Source organism: Micromonospora sp. NPDC005206, assembly GCF_040608175.1.
Lineage (GTDB): Bacteria > Actinomycetota > Actinomycetes > Mycobacteriales > Micromonosporaceae > Micromonospora.
Map to the genome: position 1 here is coordinate 88,013 of NZ_JBEXHU010000020.1, position 21,449 is coordinate 109,461.

Genomic DNA, 21,449 nt, shown 5'->3' on the forward strand with positions numbered 1-21,449 from the left:
GTCCGTGTCGAGCCCGAGTAGCGAGCTGGAGGTCCAGCCGGAGGCCTTGACCGCGTTCGCCGCGTCCTCCACCGACCGGGCGGCCCGCTTTCGCGAGCTGCACCGCTCATTCGGCGACGGGCACGTCCCGCGGCACGCCTTCGGGGTGATGCCGGCGTCGTTCGGTCTCGCGGCGACGTACGCCGAGCAGTTCGAGGCGTGCCTTCAGGGGCTGGCCGACGGCGCCGAGGTGATGGCGGACATCGCCGAAGGTCTCCGCGACACCGCCGACGCCTACACCGGCACCGACGTGGCCAACACCGACATGTTCGTGCCCGGCCGGCCGGCCGCTCCCGACGTCATCGCGCCCGGCCCGTTGTCCCCCGGCGCTGGCGCCGGCGGCCCGACCGGGCAGGTGTCCGCGTGAGCACCGAGGCGTTGCAGCGCAACAAGACCTACTTCGAGCAGATCGTGTCGGGCACCCCCGACCCGTTCAAGCCACTGTCCAACGCGGTGCTCTGGCCCTTCGAGCAACTCCTCGAACTCGTTGCCGGCGAGCCGGACGACCTGATGAACGCCGCCCAACTCTGCCTGACCACCGGTGCGGCGGTCCGCGAGATCGCCGGCGAGCAGGTCCAGGACCGGGCCCGGCTCCGCGGTGCCTGGACGGGCGACGCAGCCGAGAGTTTCCACGCCTCGATGGCCTCGGTGGAGGAGGCGATCGAGGAACTGGCCCAAGGGCTGGACGGCACCAAGGAGGTGCTGGTCGACGCGGCCAACGCGGCGGTCGACGCGTTCAACCTGCTGGTCGAGCTGATCCTGGAGTTCCTGCTCTGGTTCCTCACCGAGGTGATCATCGCGGCGGTGGCGGCGGCGCTCAGCGCCGGCATCTCGCTCGCGGCGACGGTCGTCCGGGTGCTGGCCCGGCTCGCCACCACCGTCGGCCGGATGGTCAAGATCGTGGCGCGGTTCGCCGAGATCCTGACGAAGTTGGCCACCAAGATGCAGAAGGTCGCCGAGCTGCTGATGAAGTACCGCCGGGCGGTGCTGGAGATCCGCAAGGCGAAAAAGGCGTACCGGGCGTGGAACAAGTCCGGCTGGTCGGCCGAGGCCAGGGCGTTCCAGATCGAGAAGTTCAAGACGCTCTTCCCGGGCAAGTTCCTGATCAACCACACGTCCCCGGTGAACATCCCCGGCATCGGCGGCGCCCTGCTGGACACCGGAGTCGGGCTGCACGACATCTCGGACGGCACCAAGGACCGCAACTACCTGGTGGACGGCACGTACCGCGAGGATCTGGGCCCGTACACCAAGGGCGTGCAAAATATCTTCGACTCCATCCTGACCTGAGAGGGACCGACATGACCTTTCCCGGTTTGGACCGCATCGAGGCGCTGGCCCGCAACCTGGACGGCTGGCAGCGCGAGTTGGCCAGCAAGATGACCGAGATCGAGCAGAGCAACGCCGAGGGGGTGAGCGACTCCGGTCTGGTCCGGGTCACCGCCGCCGCGGACGGCACGATCGTCTCGTCGGAGATCGACGCGCGGGCGATGCGCCTCGACTCGTACACCCTCGCCGAGGAGTTCACCGCCGCCGCCAGCCGGGCCCAGCAGGCGGCCGCCGCCCGGGTCCGCGACCTGGTGGGCGAGGTGATCGGCGACGCGCCCGGCGCCGGACGGCCGGCCGGCGACCGCCCGGACCGATACTGAGCCGATGGCGGACATCAGCTACCAGGAACGGCTGACCCAGCTGGTCGAGCCGGGCGAACAGGTGCTCGCCGTCGCGAAGACGGAGCTCGCCCACGGTGTCCTGCCGGCCGACCCGCCGACCACGGAGCAGCCGGAGCCCTCCCGCGCCGGCGGCGGGGTCTCCTCGGTGCTGCTCAACCTGATCTCGCCGCTGGTGTCCTTCCCGGCGGGGGACCGGATCGTCGACCGCATCACCCACGGGGTGGCCGGCCGGGGCGTCCCCGGCTCGTTCGCCTCGACGCTGCAACACTCGCGGCGACCGGTGCCCCCGGCGGTCATGCTCCACGACACGGTCCTCGCCGTCACCGACCGGCGGTTGCTCGTGTGCGCGTCCGGGCCGGTGAAGCTCTGGTCGAGCCGGGCCGACGACGAGCAGGCGGTGGCCGACACCCGGGTCGTCTGGTCGGCGCCCCGGGCCGCGGTGGTCGACGCCCGGGTGGGTTGGCACCGGCTCAACACGAAGCGGCTCCGGGTGGAGTTCACCGACGGCTCGTGGTTGGCCTTCACGGTGCCGATCGCCGAGCCCGGCAAGCCGCTGCGCGAGATCGCCTCAGCCCTCTCCGGTCGCTGACCAGGTCAGCAGCGGCGCGGGCAGCGGCTCGCGGTGCAACACCGCGAGCCGGGACACCGCCCGGGTCAGCACCACGTACAGCCGGTGCAGCCCGCGCGCCTCGGCCGCGACGATCGCGGCCGGCTCGACCACCACCACGTGGTCGTACTCCAGGCCCTTGACCAGCGTCGCGGGCACCACGGTGACCCGCTCCGCGTCGGCCACGTCGTCGGCTGTGGCGGTCGGGACGCCGGCGGCGGCCAGCGCCGCGCGCAGCCCGTCGACCGCGTCGTCCGCGGCGATCACACCGACCGAGCCGTCGTGCGCGAGCGCCGCGCGCACCTCGGCCACCGTCGCGGCGGTCAGGTCGGTCACCGTACGCACGTCCAGGCCGCCGTCGCGGCGCAGCGACTCGGCCGGGGGTACGTCCACCGCGAGCGCCGGCAGCAGCCGGTTGGCGAACGCGACCACCGCGGCGGGCACCCGGAAGCCGACCGTCAGCGGGACCACCACCGCGTCCGGCTTGCCCAGGTGGGCCAGCGACTCCCGCCAGTTCGTCGCCGACCACGGCGAGGTGCCCTGCGCGAGGTCGCCGAGCAGCGTGACCGAGCCGTGCTCGCTGCGCCGGGCGATGGCCCGGCACTGCATCGGCGAGAGGTCCTGCGCCTCGTCCACCACCACGTGCCCGAACCCGGAGGGCCGTTCCAGCAACCCGGTCGCCTCATCGATCAGCACCGCGTCGGCCGCGGTCCAGCGGGTCGCCTTCGCCGTACGGGCCGGCTTCGCCCAGGTCAGCAGCGCCTGCTCGGTGTCGCTGAGCAGCCCGTCCGCCGCGGTGGCGAGCCGCGCCGGGTCGGCCAGCAGGCCGTGTACGAGGCCCTCGGGGGTGAGCGCCGGCCAGACCGCGTCCAGGAGATCGGTCACCGGTCGGCATCGACCCATCCGGCGCAGCCAGGCGTCGCTGGGCGACTCCGCCCGCCGCGCCTCGGCCTGCCGTTGCAGCAGGCTCACCACCCGCGCCCGGACCCGCTCCCGGCCGGTGCCGTACGGCAGCCCCTCCCGGCGGGTCTCCTCGACGATCCGGTGCAGCGGCTCCAGCCCGATCCGCCACCGGAACGAGCCGTCCGACACGGTGATCGAGTCGGTCGGCGTGCCGATCTGTGCCTGCACCGCGCGATGCAGCACGCTGGCCATCCGAACGTCGTGCTTGAGCGCGGCGACCGCCGGCGACTCGACCGCCCGGACCGGCACCCGCGAGATCAACTCCTCCATGGTGGCCTGCTCGACCTCAACCTCGCCGAGTGCCGGCAGCACCGCCGCGATGTACGACAGGAACGCCCGGTTCGGTCCGACGATCAGCACACCCGCGCGTCGCAACCGCTCCCGGTGCACGTAGAGCAGGTACGCGGCCCGGTGCAGGCCAACCGCCGTCTTCCCGGTGCCCGGCGCGCCCTGCACGCAGATCGAGTCGGCCAGATCGGCCCGGACCAGCTCGTCCTGCTCCGGCTGGATGGTGGCGACAATGTCCCGCATCGGCCCGACGCGCGGCCGCTCGATCTCGGCGGTGAGGATCCGGCTGGTCGTGCCCAGCTCCTCGCCCCGGTCCAGTCGCTCGTCCTCGAAGCTGGTCAGCACTCCGTTGCTGAACCCGAACCGGCGCCGGACCGCCACCCCCTGCGGATCCCGCGCGCTGGCCCGGTAGAACGACCGGGAGACCGGCGCCCGCCAGTCCAGCACCAACGGCTCGCCCAGCTCGTCGCTGACATGCCGCCGCCCCACGTGGTACCGCCGCCCGTCATGATCGCCGCTGCCGCTGCTGGCCTCCCCGGCGGTGGTGTCGGCGCCGGTTGTGCCTGTGCGGCCGGCGGTGTCCGCGCGGCTCGTGCCTGCCGCGCCGGTGGTGTCCGCACCGGTTGTGCCGGTGGCCCTGGTCGTGCCCGACCCGGCGCTGGTGCCCGTGCCCGAGGCGTCGTCGCCGGTCCCGCTGTCCGTGGTTCCGGAGAAGTCGAGGCGGCCGAAGAAGAGCGGCGTTGTCGGATCGTCGGCCAGTTCGGCCACCCGACGGGACAACGTGCGGCCGAGCGTCTCTGCCGCGTAGGCGTCGCCGGCCACCTGGTCCCCGGTGGCGAAGAGGGCCTCGGCCCGCTCCCGCATCCGCCGTAGCGCCTCCCGCGAGGTGGCGAGGTGCGCGCGCTCGGCGGCGAGATCCGTGTCGAGGTGGGTGTCGAGGTCGAGTGCGGGCATGCTGACGTCCCATCGTTCACATCTGCTGCGCGCTCGCGTGTCCGGGGGCGGATGGCCGGCCGCCCGGCGCGGGGACGTCCGTTCCGGTGCAGCTCACCTCGGCCGTCAAGCGGCCTGCAACTCTACGCTTCCGCGCCCGACGCTTCTACCGAATTACCGACGCGACCACCCGATAGAGACGGCGTGGCGCCGCGGCGGCGTCGCTGAGGTCGCGGCGACGCGGTGTTGGGGGCGCGGCGACGCGGCGTTGGGGAGGTACGGCGCTGGGAGCGCGCCGCTGGGGCGCGGCGATGCGGCGTTGAGGGAGGCGCGGCGCTGGGGCGCGCCGGTCGGGGCGCCGCGACGCGGCGTGGGGGAAGTGCGGCGCTGCGGGCGCGCCGCTGCGGGCGCGCCGCTTGGGGGCGCAGCGATGCGGAGGCGCGGCGATGTGGCCCGGCGCGGCGTACTGCCGGAGCCCTCTGGCGCGAAGGCATTGCCTTTCGTGTCAGCAGCGCCGGTGGTAGAGGTTGCGGCGCGGGGTGCGGAGCGGGTCGAGCCAGCGGGGCGGGAGGAAGTCCGGCTGGCCGTCCGCCGCGATGCGGACCGTCCAGTCGCCCTGATGGAGGAGGCGGTGATGGTAGCCGCAGAGCAGGACGGCGTTGCCCAGCGCCGTCGCGCCGCCGTCGGCCCAGTGTTGGACGTGGTGGCCGTCGCACCATCGGGGTGGTCGGTCGCAGCCGGGAAAGGCGCAGCCGCCATCCCGCAGTATCAGTGCGCGGCGCAGGGGCCCGGTGAAGAGCCGCCGCTGACGCCCGACGTCCAGGACCTGGCTGTTGCCGCCCAACACGGCGGGCAGCACGGAGGCGTCGCAGGCGAGGCGACGGACCGACGCTGGCGTGAGGCACGCCCCGGTCTCCAGGTGCGCAGCGCCAACCGGCAGATCTCGCCGAGCGCGTCCGCCCGGCGTTGACCGGGGCTGCGGTCGTCGTGCGCGCCTGCCGGGGCGCACAGCGGATCGATCGCCTCGCGCAGCAGGCTCGCGGTCTCGGTGTCGAGGCTGCCGCTCAGGCGTACCTGCCCGTCCTGTTGCTCGGAGAGGGTGACGTGCCGGCCGGCCTCGGCCCGCTCGGCGGCCCTCTCGAGCGCTGCCAGCTCTGCCTGGTCGGCCAGGTCCGGCGCGACGTGGCTGAGGACACGGGCCCCGAGACGGCTCAGGATGGCCGGGTCGAACCGGTCGGCCCACGCGATGAGCAGCTGGGTGGCCTTGTCGGTTACCTCCGGCCCCGCCTCGACCGGAAGGTCCCCGATCGTCTCCGCCACCACCCGGCCCTGCTCGACGGTGATGGCACCGGTGAGCAGGGCGTCGCGCACCGCGGACGGCGCGGCGTCGACGGTGGCGGCGAGCTGGACCAGCTGGCGGGCGGATCGACCGGAGAGTCGGAGCCGCTCCCGAAGCCAGACTGCGGTGGACGAGGCGCCCTGGGCGACCGCAAGGCCGCGGGCGTCCAGCTCGCGCACCAGCCCGAGCTGGACGGTGGCCAGCCGCTGCGCGACCGTGTGCGTCGCGTCGAGCGACGCGAGCAACTCGGCGTCGGAGAGCGTCCACGGGGCGGCCTCGGCGCAGTCGTCGACGGCTCCGCCCGCCTGCGCCAACGCCCTCAACATGAAGCGAAAATGGAACAGGTGTACGACACTTTCCCTGATCTGGCGCAATGCCGCTGCGCCGCTCTGACCCGCGCTCTGGAGGCGGCAGAACGCCGACGACGCGGGCGCGCTCTGCGCGGCCTGCGGGGGTGATGGCGGCTGGCGCCTGCGGCCGGGATCATGGGGGTATGACCGAGGCCCGCCCCGAGCCGCGTTGGATGATGATCAGTGACCCGCAGGTGATGCGGGCGCTGGCCCACCCGGCCCGGATCGCGATCATGGAGTATCTGAGCAGCCGTGAGGGTGGTGGGACCGCCACCGAGTGCGCCGAGATCGCCGGGCTGTCACCGAGCGCGACCAGTTACCACCTGCGGGCGCTGGCGAAGTTCGGCCTGGTGGAGCAGGCGCCGAGCCGGGGGGACGCCCGGGAGCGGGTGTGGCGCACGCCCAGTCCGAGTTGGATGGTCGACGCGGGCCGCGAGGCCGGGCCCGAGGCGCGCGCCGCCGAACAGGCGCTGGTGGAGGCGCACGCGGTCCGGGCCATGGAGCGGACCCGGGACTGGCTGCGGCGCGCCGGGGACGAGCCCGCCGAGTGGTACGACACGGCGCTGTTCAACGACACGCTCCTGCTGCTCACCGCCGAGGAGTTGGCCGAGCTGAACGAGGCGGTCGTGGCGCTGTTCAGGCCGTACCGCCTTCGACGGGGCCGGGCCGACCCGCCGCCGGGGGCCCGCGCCGTCTCCGTGCAGTACCGGGTGGTGCCGCTGGCGTAGCGGGGTTGCGTCGACCAGATGTGAAGGATTATTTTCGAAGTATGGCCTTCACATCTGACGAGTCGCGCTGGTCGGACGTGTGGCTCGCCGCCACCGCGCGCGGCACCACGATCTGCGGTGACTTCCTCGCCGCCACCGCGCTCGCGCTGGCGCTGCAGGGCGCCGGCGCCGGCGGGCTCGCCGTGTCAGGGCTGCTGCTCGCCGCCACCCTGCCCCTGGTGGTGCTCGCCCCACTCGCCGGCCGGCTCGCCGACCGGGTGGACAGCCGCACCCTGCTGGTGACCGTCGGGCTGGCCCAGGCCGCGATCTGTGCACTGCTCGCCCTCGTCGACCAACCGGTTCTGGTGGTGGGGCTCGTCGCACTGCTCGCCTGCGGGCTGGCGGTGACCCAGCCGTGCCTGGCGGCGCTGCTGCCGGCGATGGTCCGCCCGGGTGACCTGCCACGGGCGGGCGCGATCAGTCAGACCGCCGTCTCCCTCGGTGCGCTCGGCGGCCCGGTGCTGGCCGGGCTGCTGGTGGGGCAGTTCGGCACCCGCGTACCGCTGCTGCTCGACGCCGCGACCTACCTGGCACTGGTGGTCGCCGGTCTGCTGCTGCGGACGCGGCGCGGTGGTCGGCGGACCACCGCGGTGGTCACCCCGGCCAACCCACGCGGTACGGCCCCCGCCTGGCGGCTGCGCCGGGACCCGCTGATGCTCGTCATGGTGGTGAGCACCGCAGTGGTGATCGCGGCGATCGGCGGCATCAACGTGATCGAGGTTTTCTTCATCCGGGAGACCCTGAACGGGTCGCCGACCACGTACGGCCTGGTCAGCGCCGCCTGGATGGCGGGGATGCTGCCCGGTGGCTGGCTCGCCGCCCGGCTCGCCCGCCGGCTGGACGACGACGGCGCCCTGGTCCGTGGGGTGCTGCTCACGCTGGCCGGGTGCAGCCTGATGGTGCTGCTCGCCGCAGTGGTGCCGGCGGCGAGCCTGCTGGTGCCGCTCTGGCTGGTGGGGGGCGCGGCCAACGGGGGCGAGAACGTCTTCGCCAACCTGCTCACCGCTCGGCGGGTGCCGGAGGCGATGCGGGCCCGGGCGTACGCCAGTTACGGCGCGGCGGTGCAGGGAGGCTCGATGACCGGCTTTCTGGTCGGCGGCGCGCTGCTCACGGTCGTCCCGCCCCGGCCACTGATCGCCGCGGCCGGCGGGGCCGGACTGCTGGTGGTGCTGGCCTTCGTGCCGGTCGTCGCGCGGGTGGTACGCCGGCCGTCGCCGAACGACCCGGGCGGACCGCGGCACCAGCGGTGGACCGGGCCGGATGCGGGGTTGGCCACTCCGGGCGGACCCGCCGAGCCGGAGCCGCCGACCAGGGATACGGTCGGATCATGGCTGAGCGCATCGCACGTCCCCGGGTCGGGCACATCCAGTTCCTGAACTGCCTTCCGATCTACTGGGGTCTGATGCGCTCCGGTGCCCTGCTCGACGTGGATCTGCACAAGGAAACGCCGGACCAGTTGAACGCCGCCCTGGTCGCCGGTGACCTGGACATCGGCCCGATCTCGCTGGTGGAGTACCTGCGGCACGCGGACGAGCTGCTGCTCCTGCCGGGCCTGGCGGTGGGCAGCGACGGGCCGGTGCTCTCGGTCAACATGGTCTCCACCCGCCCCCTCGGTGAGCTGGACGGCGCCCGGGTGGCGCTCGGCTCCACCTCACGGACCGGGGTGCTGCTGGCCCAGCTGCTGCTCGCCGAGCGGTACAACGTCCGGCCCGACTACTTCCGCTGCCCGCCGGACCTGACCCAGATGCTGCTGGAGGCCGATGCCGGGGTGCTGATCGGTGACGTGGCGCTGCGGGCGCTCTACGAGGCGCCGAGCCGGGGGCTCACGGTGACCGACCTCGGGCAGGCTTGGCGGGAGTGGAGCGGCCTGCCGATGGTCTTCGCGGTCTGGGCGGTCCGACGCGACTTCGCCGCCGCTCACCCGGGGCTGGTCAAGGAGGTGCACGAGGCGTTCCTGCGCTCGCGTGACCTCTGCCTGGCCGAGCTGGACCAGGTTGCGGAAGCGGCGGCCCGCTGGGAGACGTTCGACGCCGCGACGCTGGCCACGTACTTCCGGACCCTGGACTTCTCGCTGGGTGACCGGCAGGTCGCCGGTCTGCGGGAGTTCGCCCGGCGGGCTGCCGCGCTCGGCGAGGTCCCGGCGCTGCCGGAAGGCGGCCCGGAGTTCTTCGCGGGCTGAGCCGCCGGATCCGCGCCGAGCGGGCTGAGCCCCCGGTTTCGCGCCGAGCGGCCTGGCCCGCCAGGCGCGGCCGTGGAGCGTGGGTCAGACGCCGGGGCGGAGCAGGGCCTCGGTGATCTTCTCGCAGTTCTTCATGCCGTAGTCGTAGCCCATGCCGATCGGGTACTTGACCATCACGCCCATCGTCCAGGTGTCGCCGATGGCCAGGCAGTTGATGTGCATCTCCTGCTCCCTGGTCCGGTCGATCCACCCGTTCTTGATGGCGATCTGCTTCCGCTCCGCCGCTGGGAACGCCTTGCGGATGCCGAAGTCACCGGCGCCGCGCACCAGCCGCATCTCGTTGAGCAGCCACTTGGTCCACTTCGGTCCGGCGGCGGTGCCGTCGGCGATGCAGTTGCCCAGCCGGGCGGTGTCCCGAGGGGAGAGCGCCGTGCGGCTCCAGCCGCCATCGGGGGCGACGCTGCTGTCGGTTAGCTTGCACATGGTGAGCAGCCGCCGGATCGAGGCGGCGCGGCCGACCGAGTTGTAGAACTGCTCGGCGCGGGTGTTGTCGCTGTCCCGGATGATCCGTGTCGCGTCGGCGAGCTTCGCGTCGCTCGGGGTGTCGCCGGCGTCGGCCGTGCGGCGCAGGTAGTCGGCGACGATCCACGACTTGATCATCGAAGCGGTGGTGCTGGTCTCGTCCATGTTCTTGGAGCCGATGATCTTTCCGGTCCGACGGTCGAGCACGCTCCAGGAGTACCAGCCCTCGATGTCGAGCTTGAGGTCCTTGGCCTGGAACGGCAGCGGCTCCAGGGACGGGCTGGGACTGGCGCTCGGCGGCATGGCCGGCTGACGGGCGCTGCGGTTGGTGGCCCCGCCGGTGGACCGGTCGCTGGTCGTTCCGGCGTCGCCCCACCGGACGGCGGCAGCCGACTCGAAGGGCGACCCGGGCAGCAGCCGCAGCGACACCAGGACCAGCCCGATCAGGACGACCGCGATCGCGATCATCCGCAGCGGGGACGCCTCGCGACCGCCGCGACGCTCGGCCCGACGGTTGCCGGCCATCAGAGCTTCCCGACCGGCTGCTGCGGCACCTTGAGCGCGGCGCCGGGCTGCGGGGTGACGAGCTGGGTGGCCACGCTGGCGCAGACCTGCGCGCCGTAGTCCAGCCCGCTCTTGATCGGGTAGCGCAGCATCACCGCGAGGCTCCACTTGCCGTTGACCGCGAGGCAGTTGACGTGCCAGTTGCCGTCGTAGTTGATCGGCGTCCAGCCGTTCTTGATGCTGACCGGACCCTGGGCGGTGATCGACTTTGGCAGGCCGTTGATGATGCCCCAGCGGCCACCGCCGTACTCGCTCTTCTGGTCCTTTTTCGCGGTGGTGCCCCGGACCTTGCTCATCTGATCCAGCACCCACTTGGTCCACTTCGGGCCGGCGGCCTTGCCGTCGGCGATGCAGTCGCCGAGCCGGACCGCGTCGCGCGGGGACATCCGGGTGAAGCTCCAGTAGCCGGTGTAGGGCTCGACGTTGCCGCGCTTGGTGTCGGTCAGCCCGCAGATCGTGATCGCACGCTGGATCACCGCGTCGGGTTTGCTGCTCTTCGACGCCTTGTACGAGCCGCCCGCAGCGGCATGGACCTTGTTGGCCGCGGTGTCGTTGCTGTCGATGATCGCGAGCCGGGCCGCCTCCTTCAGCGACGCGGTCGGCTCCTTGTCCTTGAGCTGCCGCAGATAGTCGGAGACGATCCAGGCCTTGATCATCGATTCGGTGGAGCTGGTCGCGGTCATGTTCGACGATCCGGAGATCTTGCCGGTCTGCCGGTCCAGCAACGCCCACGAGAAGAACTCGCCCTTGAAGGCCACCGACACCGGGCCAGCGGCGAGTGTGGGTGGTGGCGGTGGGGTCGGTGCGGGCGCGGCGACGCTCCCGGCGCCGCCTCCGCCTCCACCGCTGCCGTCGCCGGCGAGCCGGGCGTACGCGGCGGGGACCAGCAGGACGCCACCGAGCAGGACCGCCACGACGGCGAACACCATGATCACGCGGGATCGCATGAGTTGGGTGAGCTCCAGATGTCAGGGCCGGGGGAGACCGGCTTGTTGTCCGGGGCGACCGGTGCGATCGCCGAGGCCGGGGGAGGTGGCCTCTGTGGAGACGGCGATTCTGGGCAGCCGATCGTGTGACCGGCAGAAGTGTACGTCCGGACCGGCCGACCGCCAGAGCCCGACACCTGGCAAAGCGCGATAAAGGTGGGATGTCGCGCCGGTATGAGGCTTCTAGGCGGATTCACCTTTGCCGAGTGAGCCAAGTCATAGCCGACGCGGTCGCCCTGGGTAAAGAAGGAAGCGCCCAGGAGTGACCGAACGTGACTCGGGTTTCCTGTTACACCCCCTGGTGCATCGGGGCGCAAGCTGTAACACTTGTCCTCATGTATGGCAATGACTTCTCCGCCCCGGACGACGCAACCGGCGGCGGCCTGCTCGGCGAGGTCGAGGCGGCCGAGGCGGAGCTACGCGCCGCAGCCGCGCGGCAGCGGCGCGGCGGCCCCGCGCCGGACGAGGACCTGGCGGCGTACTTCACCGCGGTGGTCGACGCGGAGCAGAAGATCGAGCCGCGGGACTGGATGCCGGACGCGTACCGCAAGACGTTGATCCGGCAGATCGCCCAGCACGCCCACTCCGAGATCATCGGCATGCAGCCGGAGGGGAACTGGATCAGCCGGGCGCCCTCGCTCAAGCGCAAGGCGATCCTGCTGGCCAAGGTGCAGGACGAGGCGGGCCACGGCCTCTACCTCTACGCCGCCGCCGAGACCCTCGGCATCAGCCGGGACGAGCTGGTCCGGCTGCTGCTCGACGGGCGGCAGAAGTACAGCTCGATCTTCAATTACCCCACGCTGACCTGGGCTGACATGGGCGCGATCGGCTGGCTCGTGGACGGCGCGGCGATCGTCAACCAGGTGCCCCTGTGCCGCTGCTCCTACGGCCCGTACGCGCGGGCGATGATCCGGGTCTGCAAGGAGGAGTCGTTCCACCAGCGCCAGGGCTACGAGATCCTGCACACCCTGTCGCACGGCACCCCGGCCCAGCAGGCGATGGCCCAGGACGCGGTGGACCGCTGGTGGTACCCGTCGCTGGCCATGTTCGGTCCGCCGGACGGCAACTCCACGCACTCCACGCAGTCGATGGCCTGGAAGATCAAGCGCTTCTCCAACGACGATCTGCGCCAGCGCTTCGTGGACATGTGCGTCCAGCAGGCGGAGGTCCTGCGGCTCCGCATCCCCGACGCGGACCTGCGCTGGAACGAGGAGCGGCAGGCGTACGACTACACGCAGCCGGACTACGACGAGTTGATGCGGGTGATCTCCGGCGACGGGCCGTGCAACCGGGAGCGGATGACGCGCCGGCGGGCCGCGCACGCCGAGGGCGCCTGGGTGCGCGAGGCCGCCGCGGCGTACGCCGCCAAGCGGGCTGGACAGAGGGAGAAGGTGGCGGCGTGAGTACCGAGAACACCCCGTTGTGGGAGGTCTTCGTGCGGGCCCGGCGCGGGCTGTCGCACACCCACGTCGGCAGCCTGCACGCCCCCGACGCCGAGCTGGCCCTGCGCAACGCCCGGGATCTCTACACCCGGCGGCAGGAGGGCGTGTCGATCTGGGTGGTGCCGGCCAGCGCCATCACCGCGTCCAGCCCGGACGAGAAGGACGCCTTCTTCGACCCCGCCGCCGACAAGGTCTACCGCCACCCCACCTTCTACGAGGTGCCGGACGGGGTGGCCCACCTGTGAGCGGGCGGAGCGAGCGAACCAGTCAGCTCAGCGGCGCGGCGCGTTGCGCCGCCGAGCGAAGCGAGGTGGCGGCGTGAACGGCCCCGTCGACTTCACCCTCGCCCTCGGCGACGACGCGTTGATCGCCGCGCAACGGCTGGCCGAATGGACCACTCGCGCGCCGGAGATGGAAGAGGACATCGCGCTGGCGAACATCGCCCTCGACCAGCTCGGCGCAGCCCGCCTGCTGCTGTCGTACGCGGGCGAGCTGGAGGGCGCCGGCCGGGACGAGGACGCGCTGGCGTACCTGCGCGACGACCGCGAGTTCCGCAACGCGCTCCTGGTCGAGCTACCGAACGGCGACTTCGCGGTGACCATGGCGAAGCTGTTCTTCCTGGCGGCGTACCAGCTACCGCTGTACACCGCGCTGGCCGGGTGCCGGGACGAGCGGCTGGCCGCGATCGGCGCCAAGGCGCGCAAGGAGTCGGCGTACCACCTGGACCACGGCGCGTTGTGGGTGAAGCGGCTCGGCGACGGCACCGAGGAGTCGCACCGTCGGATGCAGGCGGCCGTCGACCAGGTCTGGCCGTACACCCACGAGCTGTTCGCCGCTGATCCGGAGACGCCGGTCGACCCGGCCACCTTGCGGTCGGCGTTCGACGACACCGTCGGCCCGGTGCTGGCCGAGGCGACGCTCACCCGGCCCGAGGGCCGCTGGGCGCCGGCCGGCGGGCGGACGGGCGTGCACACCGAGCACCTGTCGTACCTGCTCGCCGAGATGCAGGTGCTGCACCGGGCACACCCCGGAGCTAAGTGGTGAGCGACGCGAGGTCGGCCGCGGCGAGCGTGGTGGACCCGGAGATTCGGGTGATCACCATCGACGAGCTGGGCATCCTGCGCGCGGTCGAGAAGGATCCGGGCAGCGGGCGGGTCGTCGTCACCATCACCCCGACGTACACCGGCTGCCCGGCGATGGACGTGATCCGGGCCGACATCCGCCGCGCGTTGGCGCTCGCCGGTCACCCGGACGCCGAGGTCCGCACGGTCTACAGCCCATCGTGGAGCACCGACTGGATCTCCGACAGCGGGCGGGCGAAGCTCGCCGCCGCCGGGATCGCCCCGCCGGCCCCGGTGCCCGCCGCCGGCGTGGTGCCGCTGACCCTCGCGGTCCGCTGCCCGCACTGCGGCTCACCAGAGACCGAGCAGGTCAGCCGGTTCGGCTCCACCGCGTGCAAGGCGCTGTGGCGCTGCCGCTCCTGCTCCGAACCCTTCGACCACCTGAAGGCGCTGTGACAGTCACCATCACCCGGCCGGTCCGCCGCCGGCCGGTCTTCCACCCGCTGCCCGTCGCCGCCGTCGACCGGCTCACCGACGACGCCGTGGCGGTCACCTTCGCCGTACCAGAGGAGTTGCGGGAGACCTTCGCGTTCCGCGCGGGTCAGCACCTCACCGTGCGACGGGTGACCGAGGACGGCACGGACGTGCGCCGCTCGTACTCCATCTGCTCCACACCGGACGACCTGGCCCGGCACGGCCGGCTGCGGATCGGGGTGCGGGAGGTCCCCGGAGGCGCCTTCTCGGCGTTCGCCTGCGGCGCGCTGCGCCATGGCGACACCGTCGAGGTGCTGCCGCCGCTGGGCACCTTCACCACGGCCTTCGCACCGGACCGTGTGCGGCACTACGGCGCGGTCGTCGCCGGCTCCGGCATCACCCCGGTGCTCGCGCTGGTCGCGACCGCCCTGGCCGTCGAGCCGGCCAGCACCTTCACCCTGGTGTACGGCAACCGCACGGCGAACACGGTGATGTTCGCCGAGGAGTTGGCGGACCTGAAGGACCGGTATCCCACCCGGCTGCACCTGGTGCACGTGCTCTCCCGGGAGCAGGGCGAGTCACCGCTGCTCTCCGGGCGGATCGACACCGAGCGGTTGGGCCGGTTGCTGGGCACGATCGTGCCGGGCTACGCCATCGAGGAGTGGTTCCTCTGCGGGCCGTACGGCATGGTGGTCGACGTCCGGGCCGTGCTGGCCGAGCTCGGGCTGCCGGAGTCGTCGGTGCACACCGAGCTGTTCCACGTCGACGCGCCACCGGAGCCGGTGCGCCGCCCCACGGACCAGGCGGGCGCCGGGGCCGAGGTCACGATCGTGCTGGACGGCCGGTCGTCGAGTTTCACGATGGGCCGCGAGGAGCGGGTGCTGGACGCCGCGCTGAAGGTGCGCGGCGAGCTGCCGTACGCCTGCAAGGGCGGTGTCTGCTCGACCTGCAAGGCGAAGGTCGTCGACGGCGCGGTCACGATGGCCCGCAACTACGCCCTGGAGCCCGACGAGCTGGCCGCCGGCTACGTCCTGACCTGCCAGTCCAGCCCGACCACCGACAGGCTCACGGTCGACTACGACGCGTGAGGATGCTGTCCCGCCTGTTCCGCGTGGAGATCGACCCCAACGTCCGGGCCGCGGCCGGGGCATTCAACGACCCGCTGCTGCGCAGGCCGGCGCTGGGGCGCTCGTCACCGGAGCTGGAGGGGCGTGTCGGCCCGTGAACGGGCGACGTAGGCTCGGGGTGTGACGGTGAGCCGGGAGATCGACGACATCTTGCAGCGTGGCGCGGACGGCGGGCGGATCACGCCCGAGGAGGCGCTGCTGCTCTACACCGAGGCGCCCTTCCACCCGCTGGGCGAGGCGGCGGACGCGGTGCGCCGGCGGCGCTACCCGGACAACGTCGTCACGTACCTGATCGACCGCAACATCAACTACACGAACGTCTGCGTGACGGCGTGCAAGTTCTGCGCGTTCTACCGTGCGCCGAAGCACGCTGAGGGGTGGACGCACCCGACCGAGGAGATCCTGCGCCGCTGCGGTGAGGCGGTCGAGCTGGGCGCGACCCAGGTGATGCTCCAGGGCGGGCACCACCCGGACTACGGCGTCGAGTACTACGAGGAGCTGTTCGCCTCGGTCAAGCAGGCGTACCCGCAGCTGGTCATCCACTCCATCGGGCCGAGCGAGATCCTGCACATGGCCAAGGTCTCCGGGGTGAGCCTGGACGAGGCCATCGCCCGGATCAAGGCCGCCGGCCTCGACTCGATCGCCGGCGCCGGCGCGGAGATGCTGCCCGAGCGGCCCCGCAAGGCCATCGCGCCGCTCAAGGAGTCGGGTGAGCGCTGGCTGGAGGTCATGGAGCTGGCCCACCGGCAGGGCATCGAGTCGACCGCCACGATGATGATGGGCACCGGCGAGACGCACGCGGAGCGGATCGAGCACCTGCGCATGATCCGCGACGTGCAGGACCGCACCCGCGGGTTCCGGTCCTTCATTCCATGGACGTACCAGCCGGAGAACAACCACCTCAAGGGCCGCACCCAGGCGACCACGCTGGAATACCTGCGGTTGGTCGCGGTGGCCCGGCTCTTCTTCGAGACCGTGCCGCACCTGCAGGCGTCCTGGCTGACCACCGGCAAGGACGTCGGGCAGCTCGCGCTGCACATGGGCGTCGACGACCTCGGCTCGATCATGCTGGAGGAGAACGTCATCTCCTCGGCCGGAGCGCGGCACCGCTCCAACCTGCACGAGCTGATCGGGATGATCCGCTCGGCGGACCGGATTCCCGCGCAGCGGGACACCCTCTACAACCGGCTCGCCGTGCACCACACGCCGGCCGACGACCCGACCGACGACCGGGTGGTCTCGCACTTCTCCTCGATCGCGCTGCCCGGCGGCGGCGCCGGCCGTTCCCTGCCGCTGGTCGAGGTCAACTGATCCTGGTCGAGGCCCGGCCGTTCGGCTGAGCGTGGCTCATGCTCCCGCCCGGCCGCCTCGGCGGTCCGGGTGGTCCCGGTCGCTGCGGCGGCCAAGCTGCCGGTCAGGGGTGGTGGAGTTGATCGTGCGCGGCTAGCGTGCCGCCTCATACCCTTCGTCACCGTGCACGATCCACACCGGCGACCGCCGGCACCGTCGATGGGCGGATCAGTGGAATCGGCACGACCGTGCTGGTGGCGGGTGGTCTGATGGTGCGGGTCGAGCGACGGCGCGAGACAGTCCTCCATCGGCCCGTGCGGGCCGTTCACATAACGCACAGCGGTACGGGCGGGATGGGTGACCATTCCGCCCGTACCGTCTGCTCCCTCCCGACCGGACGGATGAAAGCGGCCCCGCCGGCTGGCGCGGAAGATCGACCTTCGATAACGTCCGCTCGTTCCGCAACCATTCTTTCTTCCCTATCCCCGGGGGACCGATGACACCGTTCCACCGCTCGGCCCTGGCCCGCGCGGGCGTCGTGGCCCTGCTCGCGGCCGGTGGCCTGGCCACCGTGGCCGCCCCGGCCCAGGCCGCCGACCAGGCCGACCTGGCCCTGGTGCCGCTCAGCTACGAGTTGGCGAAGGGCGTCAAGGAAGCCAAGGCCAAGCCGTTCAAGTTTCAGGTGGACAACACCAGGAGCACGGTCGACGCCAAGGACGTCCGGGTCACCGTTGAGACCAAGGGCCTGAAGGACCGCAAGGTCGGTGTGCTCGCCTGGGACGGCTGCGAGGTCGCCGGCACCACCTTCAGCTGCCTCCTCGGCGACCTGGCTGCCGGCACCACCGAGGACTTCGGCATCCCGCTGTTCTCGACGGGTGGTCGCGGCGCGGCCGGCACGCTGGTGGTCACCGTCAGCTCGGCCACCGCCGATCCCTTCACCGACGACAACACCGTCGAGCATGAGATCACCGTGGCCAAGCCCGGCTACGACCTGACCACCTGGGTGCAGGACGTCTACGCCGACGTGGTGGTGGACGGTGACGAGACGGGCGAGGCCGGTCGCACGTCGGTCCGGCCTGGCGAGACCGCCCCGCTGGACTGGGCGGTCTACAACGACGGGAGCCGCAAGGCCACCGGCCTGGCGTACGGCTTCACGCTGCCGGCGGGCGTCACCTTCGCTGAGCTGCCGGAGGGTTGCGTGGAGCAGCCGCTGAACGGTCTGGCGAACGCGTACTGCGAGGACTCCGGCGTGGTGCTGAAGCCGGGTCAGTTCTACACCGCCGATGTGCGGGTGCGGGTGCGGATCGGCGCGGACGTGACCGAGCCGGTGCTCCGGCCCGGGTTCCTCTTCGCCGCCGGCCTGGACGCCGCTCAGGGCAGCCCTGAGGAGCAGCCGCAGGTGGCGACCAGCGCGCAGCGCCGGGCGTTCACCGAAACTGACCACGGGGACAACATCGCGCAGTTCGACGTGTTCGTCGACCTGACCGTGCAGCCTACCCCGACCCCGACACCGACTCTCACCGCGACCTCCACGCCCACGGTGACGGCGACGCCGACCCCGGGCGGCACGACGACCCCGGGCGCGACCACGTCGCCGGGCGCGGGTGGCGGTGGCGGTGGTGGCGACGACGACGGCGGGCTGCCGGTGACCGGTGTGCAGGTCGGCCTGATCGGCGGCATCGGCGGCATGATCCTGCTCGCGGGCGGGGCGCTGCTGGTGCTCTCCCGCCGGCGCAAGGTCGTCCTGGTCGCCCCGGGTGACGAGAAGTCGACCGACTGACGCTGGCACGACGTGCGGGCGGGGTGGGTGACCACCCCGCCCTTTTCGTGTGCCGGGATCCCTGCCGCGCCACCCAGCGACCGTCGGGCGGCGGACGGCTGGCAGAGTGGAGGGGTGAGCCGTACCCCGCAGGGCCAGCGCGCCAGCCTGGACAAGCAGCCGCACGAGGTCGCCGCGATGTTCGACGGCGTAGCCGAGCGATACGACCTGACCAACACGGTGCTCTCCTTCGGCCAGGACCGCTCCTGGCGTCGGTCCACCCGGGCGGCGCTCGGGCTGCGACCGGGCGAGCGGGTGCTGGACGTGGGCGCCGGCACCGGTGTCTCGACCCGGGAGTTGGCGCAGTCCGGGGCGTACGCGGTCGGTGCGGACCTGTCCCTCGGCATGCTGCATGCCGGCAAGCGGGCCCGGCCCGAGGTGCCGTTGCTGGCGGGAGACGCGCTGCGGCTGCCGTTCGCCGACGCCAGCTTCGACGCGGTGACCATCTCCTTCGCGCTGCGCAACGTCAACGACACCGACGCGGCCCTGCGTGAGTTGGCCCGGGTGACCCGGCCCGGTGGGCGGCTGGTGGTCTGCGAGTTCAGCACCCCGGTCAACCCCGCCTTCCGGACGGTCTACCTGTCGTACCTGATGCGGTCGCTGCCGGTGGTGGCCCGCACGGTGTCCAGCAACCCCGAGGCGTACGTCTACCTCGCCGAGTCGATCCGGGCCTGGCCGGACCAGGCCGCGCTGGCCGGGCGGGTCGCGGCGGCGGGCTGGGGACGGGTGGCGTGGCGCAACCTGACCGGCGGCGTGGTCGCCCTGCACCGGGGCATCCGCGAGTAGTCCGGCCCGCGCCGTCGACCGACACCGACACCGACGATATTCCGGTTTCGTGAATATCAGTCTTTAGTCCACTTTGCGTCGTACGCTCGTCCGCATGACCCGAGCAGAGCCGGCGGACCCGGTGGCCGCCACCGACGACGACGCGGCCGAACTCATCGCGCAGTTGCGCGCGCTGGCGGGCGCTGATCCGGCGGACGTCCGGCAGGTCGTCGCCGAGGTGTTGGCCGCGCTGGACCGGGCGGCCGGCGGCGCGCTACGCGAGCACCTGCCGGAGACCATCCGGGTCGACGCGGGCCTGGACGCGCCCAGTCCGGCCTGACACCTGCCTGCTGTGGACGGTCGTTGACTGTCACATCTGCGAGTTAGGTACCCCTGATCCTGGGCAGGTATGACGCCGGTCATACACTCGTCCCGTCTGGCTTGTGAAGCATTTCACGAGCGTGCGGGAGGAGGCGCGGATGACCGCGGTGGAACACGATGCCGACGTCATCGTCGTGGGCGCCGGTCCCGGTGGATCGGCGACGGCTTACCACTTGGCGCGGCACGGCGTACGGGTGCTGCTGCTGGAGAAGACCGAGTTCCCCCGGGAGAAGGTCTGCGGCGATGGGCTGACCCCGCGCGCGGTGCGCCAGCTCGTCCGGATGGGCGTGGACACCTCGCCCGAGGCCGGCTGGCTGCACAACCGGGGCTTGCGGGTGATCGGCGGCGGGGTGCGCCTGGAACTGGACTGGCCGGAGCTGGCCAGCTTCCCCAACTACGGGCTGGTACGCACCAGACTCGACTTCGACGACCTGCTCGCCCAGCGGGCGGTGGCCGCCGGCGCCAAGCTGCGGACCAACGTCAACGTGCTCGGCCCGGTGCTCGACGGCGACGGCCGGGTGACCGGCGTCGAGGCCGAGGTGGGCCCGGGCAAGGAGCCCGCCACCTTCCACGCGCCGCTGGTCGTGGCGGCGGACGGGGTCTCCGGCCGGTTCCCGCTCGCTCTCGGGCTGGCCAAGCGGGAGGACCGGCCGATCGGCGTGGCCGTCCGGCGCTACTACCGCTCCCCGGTCAAGCACGACGACAACTACCTGGAGTCCTGGCTGGAGCTGCGCAGCAAGGACAGCGGCGACAACCTGCTGCCCGGGTACGGCTGGATCTTCGGGCTCGGTGACGGGCGGGTCAACGTCGGCCTCGGCGTGCTCAACTCGTCCTCCGCGTTCGGCAAGACCAACTACCGCCGGCTGCTCACCGACTGGCTGGCGAACACGCCCGTCGACTGGGGAATGACCGACGAGGCCAACGCCGACGGCCCGATCCTCGGCGCCGCGCTGCCGATGGGCTTCAACCGGGTGCCGCACTACACCCGTGGCGTGCTGCTGGTCGGCGACTCCGGCGGCATGGTCAACCCGTTCAACGGGGAGGGCATCGCCTACGCCATGGAGTCCGGCGAGCTGGCCGCGGAGGTCGCGTTGCAGGCCCTCGCGCGGCCCGCCGGCCCGGAGCGGGAGCGGGCGCTGATGGCGTACCCGAACGAGCTGAAGGCGCGGCTCGGTGGCTACTACCGGCTGGGCGGCATCTTCGTGAAGCTGATCGGTCGTCCGGAAATCATGCGGATCGCCACCAAGCACGGAATGCCGCATCCGACGCTGATGCGCTTCGTACTCAAGCTGCTGGCCAACCTGACCGACCCGCGTGGCGGGGACGCGATGGACCGGGTCATCAACGCGATGACGAAGGTAGCGCCAGCGGCCTAGATGGACCGTGTCGGTGCTGGTCACAGCCCCGGACCGGACAGAGATCGACCCCCGCCGGCAGCCACCGCGAGGGACGTGAATAGTGTGATTTTCGTCAAGCACCGAGGGCAGGGAAGGACGAGCAGGAGAAAACGATGACGCTCTCGCCTTACGCACCGATCATCGGGCTGTTTGCCCTCGCCGCGGCGTTTTCGCTGTTCTCCGTTGGCGCCGCCCGCTTTGCCGGTCCCCGTCGTTACAACAAGGCCAAACTCGAGGCTTACGAGTGCGGCATCGAGCCCAGCCCCCAGCCGGTCGGCGGCGGGCGGTTCCCGATCAAGTTCTACCTGACGGCGATGCTCTTCATCGTCTTCGACATCGAGATCATCTTCCTCTACCCCTGGGCGGTCTCGTTCGACGCTCTGCCGATCTTCGGCTTCGTGGAGATGGTCCTGTTCATCGTCGCGGTCTTCGTCGCGTACGCCTATGTGTGGCGGCGCGGCGGCCTGGACTGGGACTGAGGAAGGA

Annotated in this window: 24 protein-coding genes; 19 read left to right on the top strand and 5 right to left on the bottom strand. The window is 72.0% G+C overall.

Annotated features, from left to right (window positions below):
- Nucleotides 1–4: 4 nt before the first annotated feature.
- The 4 genes from ABZU69_RS28045 to ABZU69_RS28060 are packed head-to-tail and all read left to right on the top strand — an operon-like array spanning nt 5 to nt 2,298.
- Nucleotides 5–406, top strand: a complete 402-nt coding sequence (locus ABZU69_RS28045) for a type VII secretion target (RefSeq protein WP_354967300.1) — start codon at nt 5–7, stop codon at nt 404–406.
- Nucleotides 403–1,329 (top strand): WXG100 family type VII secretion target, encoded by a 927-nt coding sequence (locus ABZU69_RS28050; protein ID WP_354967301.1) that lies wholly within the window; start codon nt 403–405, stop codon nt 1,327–1,329. The genes ABZU69_RS28045 and ABZU69_RS28050 overlap by 4 nt, the downstream gene beginning before the upstream one ends.
- Nucleotides 1,330–1,340: 11 nt before the next feature.
- The gene (locus ABZU69_RS28055; RefSeq protein WP_354967302.1) at nt 1,341–1,688 is read left to right on the top strand and encodes a YbaB/EbfC family nucleoid-associated protein; all 348 of its coding nucleotides are present in this window, start codon (nt 1,341–1,343) and stop codon (nt 1,686–1,688) included.
- A gap of 4 nt (nt 1,689–1,692) precedes the next feature.
- Nucleotides 1,693–2,298, top strand: a complete 606-nt coding sequence (locus tag ABZU69_RS28060) for a hypothetical protein (protein WP_354967303.1) — start codon at nt 1,693–1,695, stop codon at nt 2,296–2,298.
- Here ABZU69_RS28060 and ABZU69_RS28065 read toward each other — a convergent pair.
- The 3 genes from ABZU69_RS28065 to ABZU69_RS28075 form a co-directional block, all read right to left on the bottom strand.
- Nucleotides 2,278–4,521: an AAA family ATPase gene (locus ABZU69_RS28065; RefSeq protein WP_354967304.1), complete on the bottom strand. Its 2,244-nt coding sequence runs from the start codon at nt 4,519–4,521 to the stop codon at nt 2,278–2,280. The two genes, ABZU69_RS28060 and ABZU69_RS28065, sit on opposite strands and share 21 nt — an antisense overlap.
- Before the next feature lie 484 nt (nt 4,522–5,005).
- The gene (locus tag ABZU69_RS28070; RefSeq protein ID WP_354967305.1) at nt 5,006–5,347 is read right to left on the bottom strand and encodes an HNH endonuclease signature motif containing protein; all 342 of its coding nucleotides are present in this window, start codon (nt 5,345–5,347) and stop codon (nt 5,006–5,008) included.
- The gene (locus tag ABZU69_RS28075) at nt 5,269–6,165 is read right to left on the bottom strand and encodes a DUF222 domain-containing protein (protein ID WP_354967306.1); all 897 of its coding nucleotides are present in this window, start codon (nt 6,163–6,165) and stop codon (nt 5,269–5,271) included. The genes ABZU69_RS28070 and ABZU69_RS28075 overlap by 79 nt, the downstream gene beginning before the upstream one ends.
- Before the next feature lie 167 nt (nt 6,166–6,332).
- On the opposite strand from ABZU69_RS28075, the gene ABZU69_RS28080 reads away from it, so the two are divergent.
- From ABZU69_RS28080 to ABZU69_RS28090, 3 genes are read left to right on the top strand one after another with little or no spacing between them, the layout of a single operon-like run.
- Nucleotides 6,333–6,917: a winged helix-turn-helix domain-containing protein gene (locus ABZU69_RS28080; protein ID WP_354967307.1), complete on the top strand. Its 585-nt coding sequence runs from the start codon at nt 6,333–6,335 to the stop codon at nt 6,915–6,917.
- A gap of 41 nt (nt 6,918–6,958) precedes the next feature.
- On the top strand, nt 6,959–8,332 hold the full coding sequence (locus tag ABZU69_RS28085; RefSeq protein ID WP_354967308.1) for an MFS transporter: 1,374 nt from the start codon (nt 6,959–6,961) through the stop codon (nt 8,330–8,332).
- Nucleotides 8,284–9,135: a menaquinone biosynthesis protein gene (locus ABZU69_RS28090; protein WP_354967309.1), complete on the top strand. Its 852-nt coding sequence runs from the start codon at nt 8,284–8,286 to the stop codon at nt 9,133–9,135. Before ABZU69_RS28085 ends, ABZU69_RS28090 begins: the two co-directional genes overlap by 49 nt.
- Before the next feature lie 84 nt (nt 9,136–9,219).
- On the opposite strand, the gene ABZU69_RS28095 is transcribed toward ABZU69_RS28090, so the two are convergent.
- Together ABZU69_RS28095 and ABZU69_RS28100 are read right to left on the bottom strand one after the other, a co-directional pair.
- On the bottom strand, nt 9,220–10,182 hold the full coding sequence (locus tag ABZU69_RS28095; protein ID WP_354967310.1) for a hypothetical protein: 963 nt from the start codon (nt 10,180–10,182) through the stop codon (nt 9,220–9,222).
- Nucleotides 10,182–11,168: a hypothetical protein gene (locus ABZU69_RS28100; protein WP_354967311.1), complete on the bottom strand. Its 987-nt coding sequence runs from the start codon at nt 11,166–11,168 to the stop codon at nt 10,182–10,184. Before ABZU69_RS28100 ends, ABZU69_RS28095 begins: the two co-directional genes overlap by 1 nt.
- 374 nt (nt 11,169–11,542) lie before the next feature.
- Between ABZU69_RS28100 and paaA the strand changes: the two genes are divergently transcribed.
- The 12 genes from paaA (at nt 11,543) to ABZU69_RS28160 (ending at nt 21,442) form a co-directional block, all read left to right on the top strand.
- Nucleotides 11,543–12,610 carry a 1,2-phenylacetyl-CoA epoxidase subunit PaaA gene (gene paaA / locus ABZU69_RS28105; RefSeq protein ID WP_354967312.1) on the top strand — a complete coding sequence of 356 codons (1,068 nt, stop codon included), beginning with the start codon at nt 11,543–11,545 and terminating at the stop codon, nt 12,608–12,610.
- Nucleotides 12,607–12,894 carry a 1,2-phenylacetyl-CoA epoxidase subunit PaaB gene (gene paaB, locus ABZU69_RS28110; protein WP_354967313.1) on the top strand — a complete coding sequence of 96 codons (288 nt, stop codon included), beginning with the start codon at nt 12,607–12,609 and terminating at the stop codon, nt 12,892–12,894. The genes paaA and paaB overlap by 4 nt, the downstream gene beginning before the upstream one ends.
- Nucleotides 12,895–12,967: 73 nt before the next feature.
- Nucleotides 12,968–13,693, top strand: a complete 726-nt coding sequence (gene paaC, locus ABZU69_RS28115) for a 1,2-phenylacetyl-CoA epoxidase subunit PaaC (protein ID WP_354967314.1) — start codon at nt 12,968–12,970, stop codon at nt 13,691–13,693.
- Complete coding sequence (paaD, locus tag ABZU69_RS28120; RefSeq protein WP_354967315.1) at nt 13,690–14,166, top strand: 1,2-phenylacetyl-CoA epoxidase subunit PaaD; 477 nt, start codon at nt 13,690–13,692, stop codon at nt 14,164–14,166. The genes paaC and paaD overlap by 4 nt, the downstream gene beginning before the upstream one ends.
- A complete protein-coding gene (paaE, locus tag ABZU69_RS28125; protein ID WP_354967316.1) occupies nt 14,163–15,272 on the top strand; it encodes a 1,2-phenylacetyl-CoA epoxidase subunit PaaE in 1,110 nt (369 codons plus the stop codon). Before paaD ends, paaE begins: the two co-directional genes overlap by 4 nt.
- Nucleotides 15,269–15,409: a hypothetical protein gene (locus ABZU69_RS28130; RefSeq protein ID WP_354967317.1), complete on the top strand. Its 141-nt coding sequence runs from the start codon at nt 15,269–15,271 to the stop codon at nt 15,407–15,409. Before paaE ends, ABZU69_RS28130 begins: the two co-directional genes overlap by 4 nt.
- 22 nt (nt 15,410–15,431) lie before the next feature.
- On the top strand, nt 15,432–16,622 hold the full coding sequence (gene mqnC, locus ABZU69_RS28135; protein WP_354967318.1) for a cyclic dehypoxanthinyl futalosine synthase: 1,191 nt from the start codon (nt 15,432–15,434) through the stop codon (nt 16,620–16,622).
- Nucleotides 16,623–17,097: 475 nt separating this feature from the next.
- Nucleotides 17,098–18,381, top strand: a complete 1,284-nt coding sequence (locus ABZU69_RS28140; protein WP_354967319.1) for an LPXTG cell wall anchor domain-containing protein — start codon at nt 17,098–17,100, stop codon at nt 18,379–18,381.
- 114 nt (nt 18,382–18,495) lie between these two features.
- A complete protein-coding gene (locus ABZU69_RS28145; protein WP_354967320.1) occupies nt 18,496–19,206 on the top strand; it encodes a demethylmenaquinone methyltransferase in 711 nt (236 codons plus the stop codon).
- Between the two features lie 94 nt (nt 19,207–19,300).
- Nucleotides 19,301–19,525 carry a hypothetical protein gene (locus ABZU69_RS28150; protein ID WP_089018103.1) on the top strand — a complete coding sequence of 75 codons (225 nt, stop codon included), beginning with the start codon at nt 19,301–19,303 and terminating at the stop codon, nt 19,523–19,525.
- A gap of 139 nt (nt 19,526–19,664) precedes the next feature.
- Nucleotides 19,665–20,942: a geranylgeranyl reductase family protein gene (locus tag ABZU69_RS28155; RefSeq protein WP_354967321.1), complete on the top strand. Its 1,278-nt coding sequence runs from the start codon at nt 19,665–19,667 to the stop codon at nt 20,940–20,942.
- 134 nt (nt 20,943–21,076) lie between these two features.
- Complete coding sequence (locus ABZU69_RS28160) at nt 21,077–21,442, top strand: NADH-quinone oxidoreductase subunit A (protein WP_074316036.1); 366 nt, start codon at nt 21,077–21,079, stop codon at nt 21,440–21,442.
- Nucleotides 21,443–21,449 lie beyond the last annotated feature (7 nt).

Bases quoted from the DNA above. Each gene is read 5' to 3' on its own strand.
- ABZU69_RS28095 (WP_354967310.1), bottom strand. From the start codon at position 10,182: ATGGCCGGCAACCGTCGGGCCGAGCGTCGCGGCGGTCGCGAGGCGTCC.
- ABZU69_RS28155 (WP_354967321.1), top strand. From the start codon at position 19,665: ATGACCGCGGTGGAACACGATGCCGACGTCATCGTCGTGGGCGCCGGT.
- ABZU69_RS28075 (WP_354967306.1), bottom strand. From the start codon at position 6,165: ATGTTGAGGGCGTTGGCGCAGGCGGGCGGAGCCGTCGACGACTGCGCC.
- ABZU69_RS28140 (WP_354967319.1), top strand. From the start codon at position 17,098: ATGACACCGTTCCACCGCTCGGCCCTGGCCCGCGCGGGCGTCGTGGCC.
- ABZU69_RS28065 (WP_354967304.1), bottom strand. From the start codon at position 4,521: ATGCCCGCACTCGACCTCGACACCCACCTCGACACGGATCTCGCCGCC.
- ABZU69_RS28100 (WP_354967311.1), bottom strand. From the start codon at position 11,168: ATGCGATCCCGCGTGATCATGGTGTTCGCCGTCGTGGCGGTCCTGCTC.
- ABZU69_RS28085 (WP_354967308.1), top strand. From the start codon at position 6,959: ATGGCCTTCACATCTGACGAGTCGCGCTGGTCGGACGTGTGGCTCGCC.
- paaA (WP_354967312.1), top strand. From the start codon at position 11,543: ATGTATGGCAATGACTTCTCCGCCCCGGACGACGCAACCGGCGGCGGC.
- ABZU69_RS28055 (WP_354967302.1), top strand. From the start codon at position 1,341: ATGACCTTTCCCGGTTTGGACCGCATCGAGGCGCTGGCCCGCAACCTG.
- ABZU69_RS28090 (WP_354967309.1), top strand. From the start codon at position 8,284: ATGGCTGAGCGCATCGCACGTCCCCGGGTCGGGCACATCCAGTTCCTG.
- ABZU69_RS28080 (WP_354967307.1), top strand. From the start codon at position 6,333: ATGACCGAGGCCCGCCCCGAGCCGCGTTGGATGATGATCAGTGACCCG.
- ABZU69_RS28150 (WP_089018103.1), top strand. From the start codon at position 19,301: ATGACCCGAGCAGAGCCGGCGGACCCGGTGGCCGCCACCGACGACGAC.
- ABZU69_RS28060 (WP_354967303.1), top strand. From the start codon at position 1,693: ATGGCGGACATCAGCTACCAGGAACGGCTGACCCAGCTGGTCGAGCCG.
- ABZU69_RS28160 (WP_074316036.1), top strand. From the start codon at position 21,077: ATGACGCTCTCGCCTTACGCACCGATCATCGGGCTGTTTGCCCTCGCC.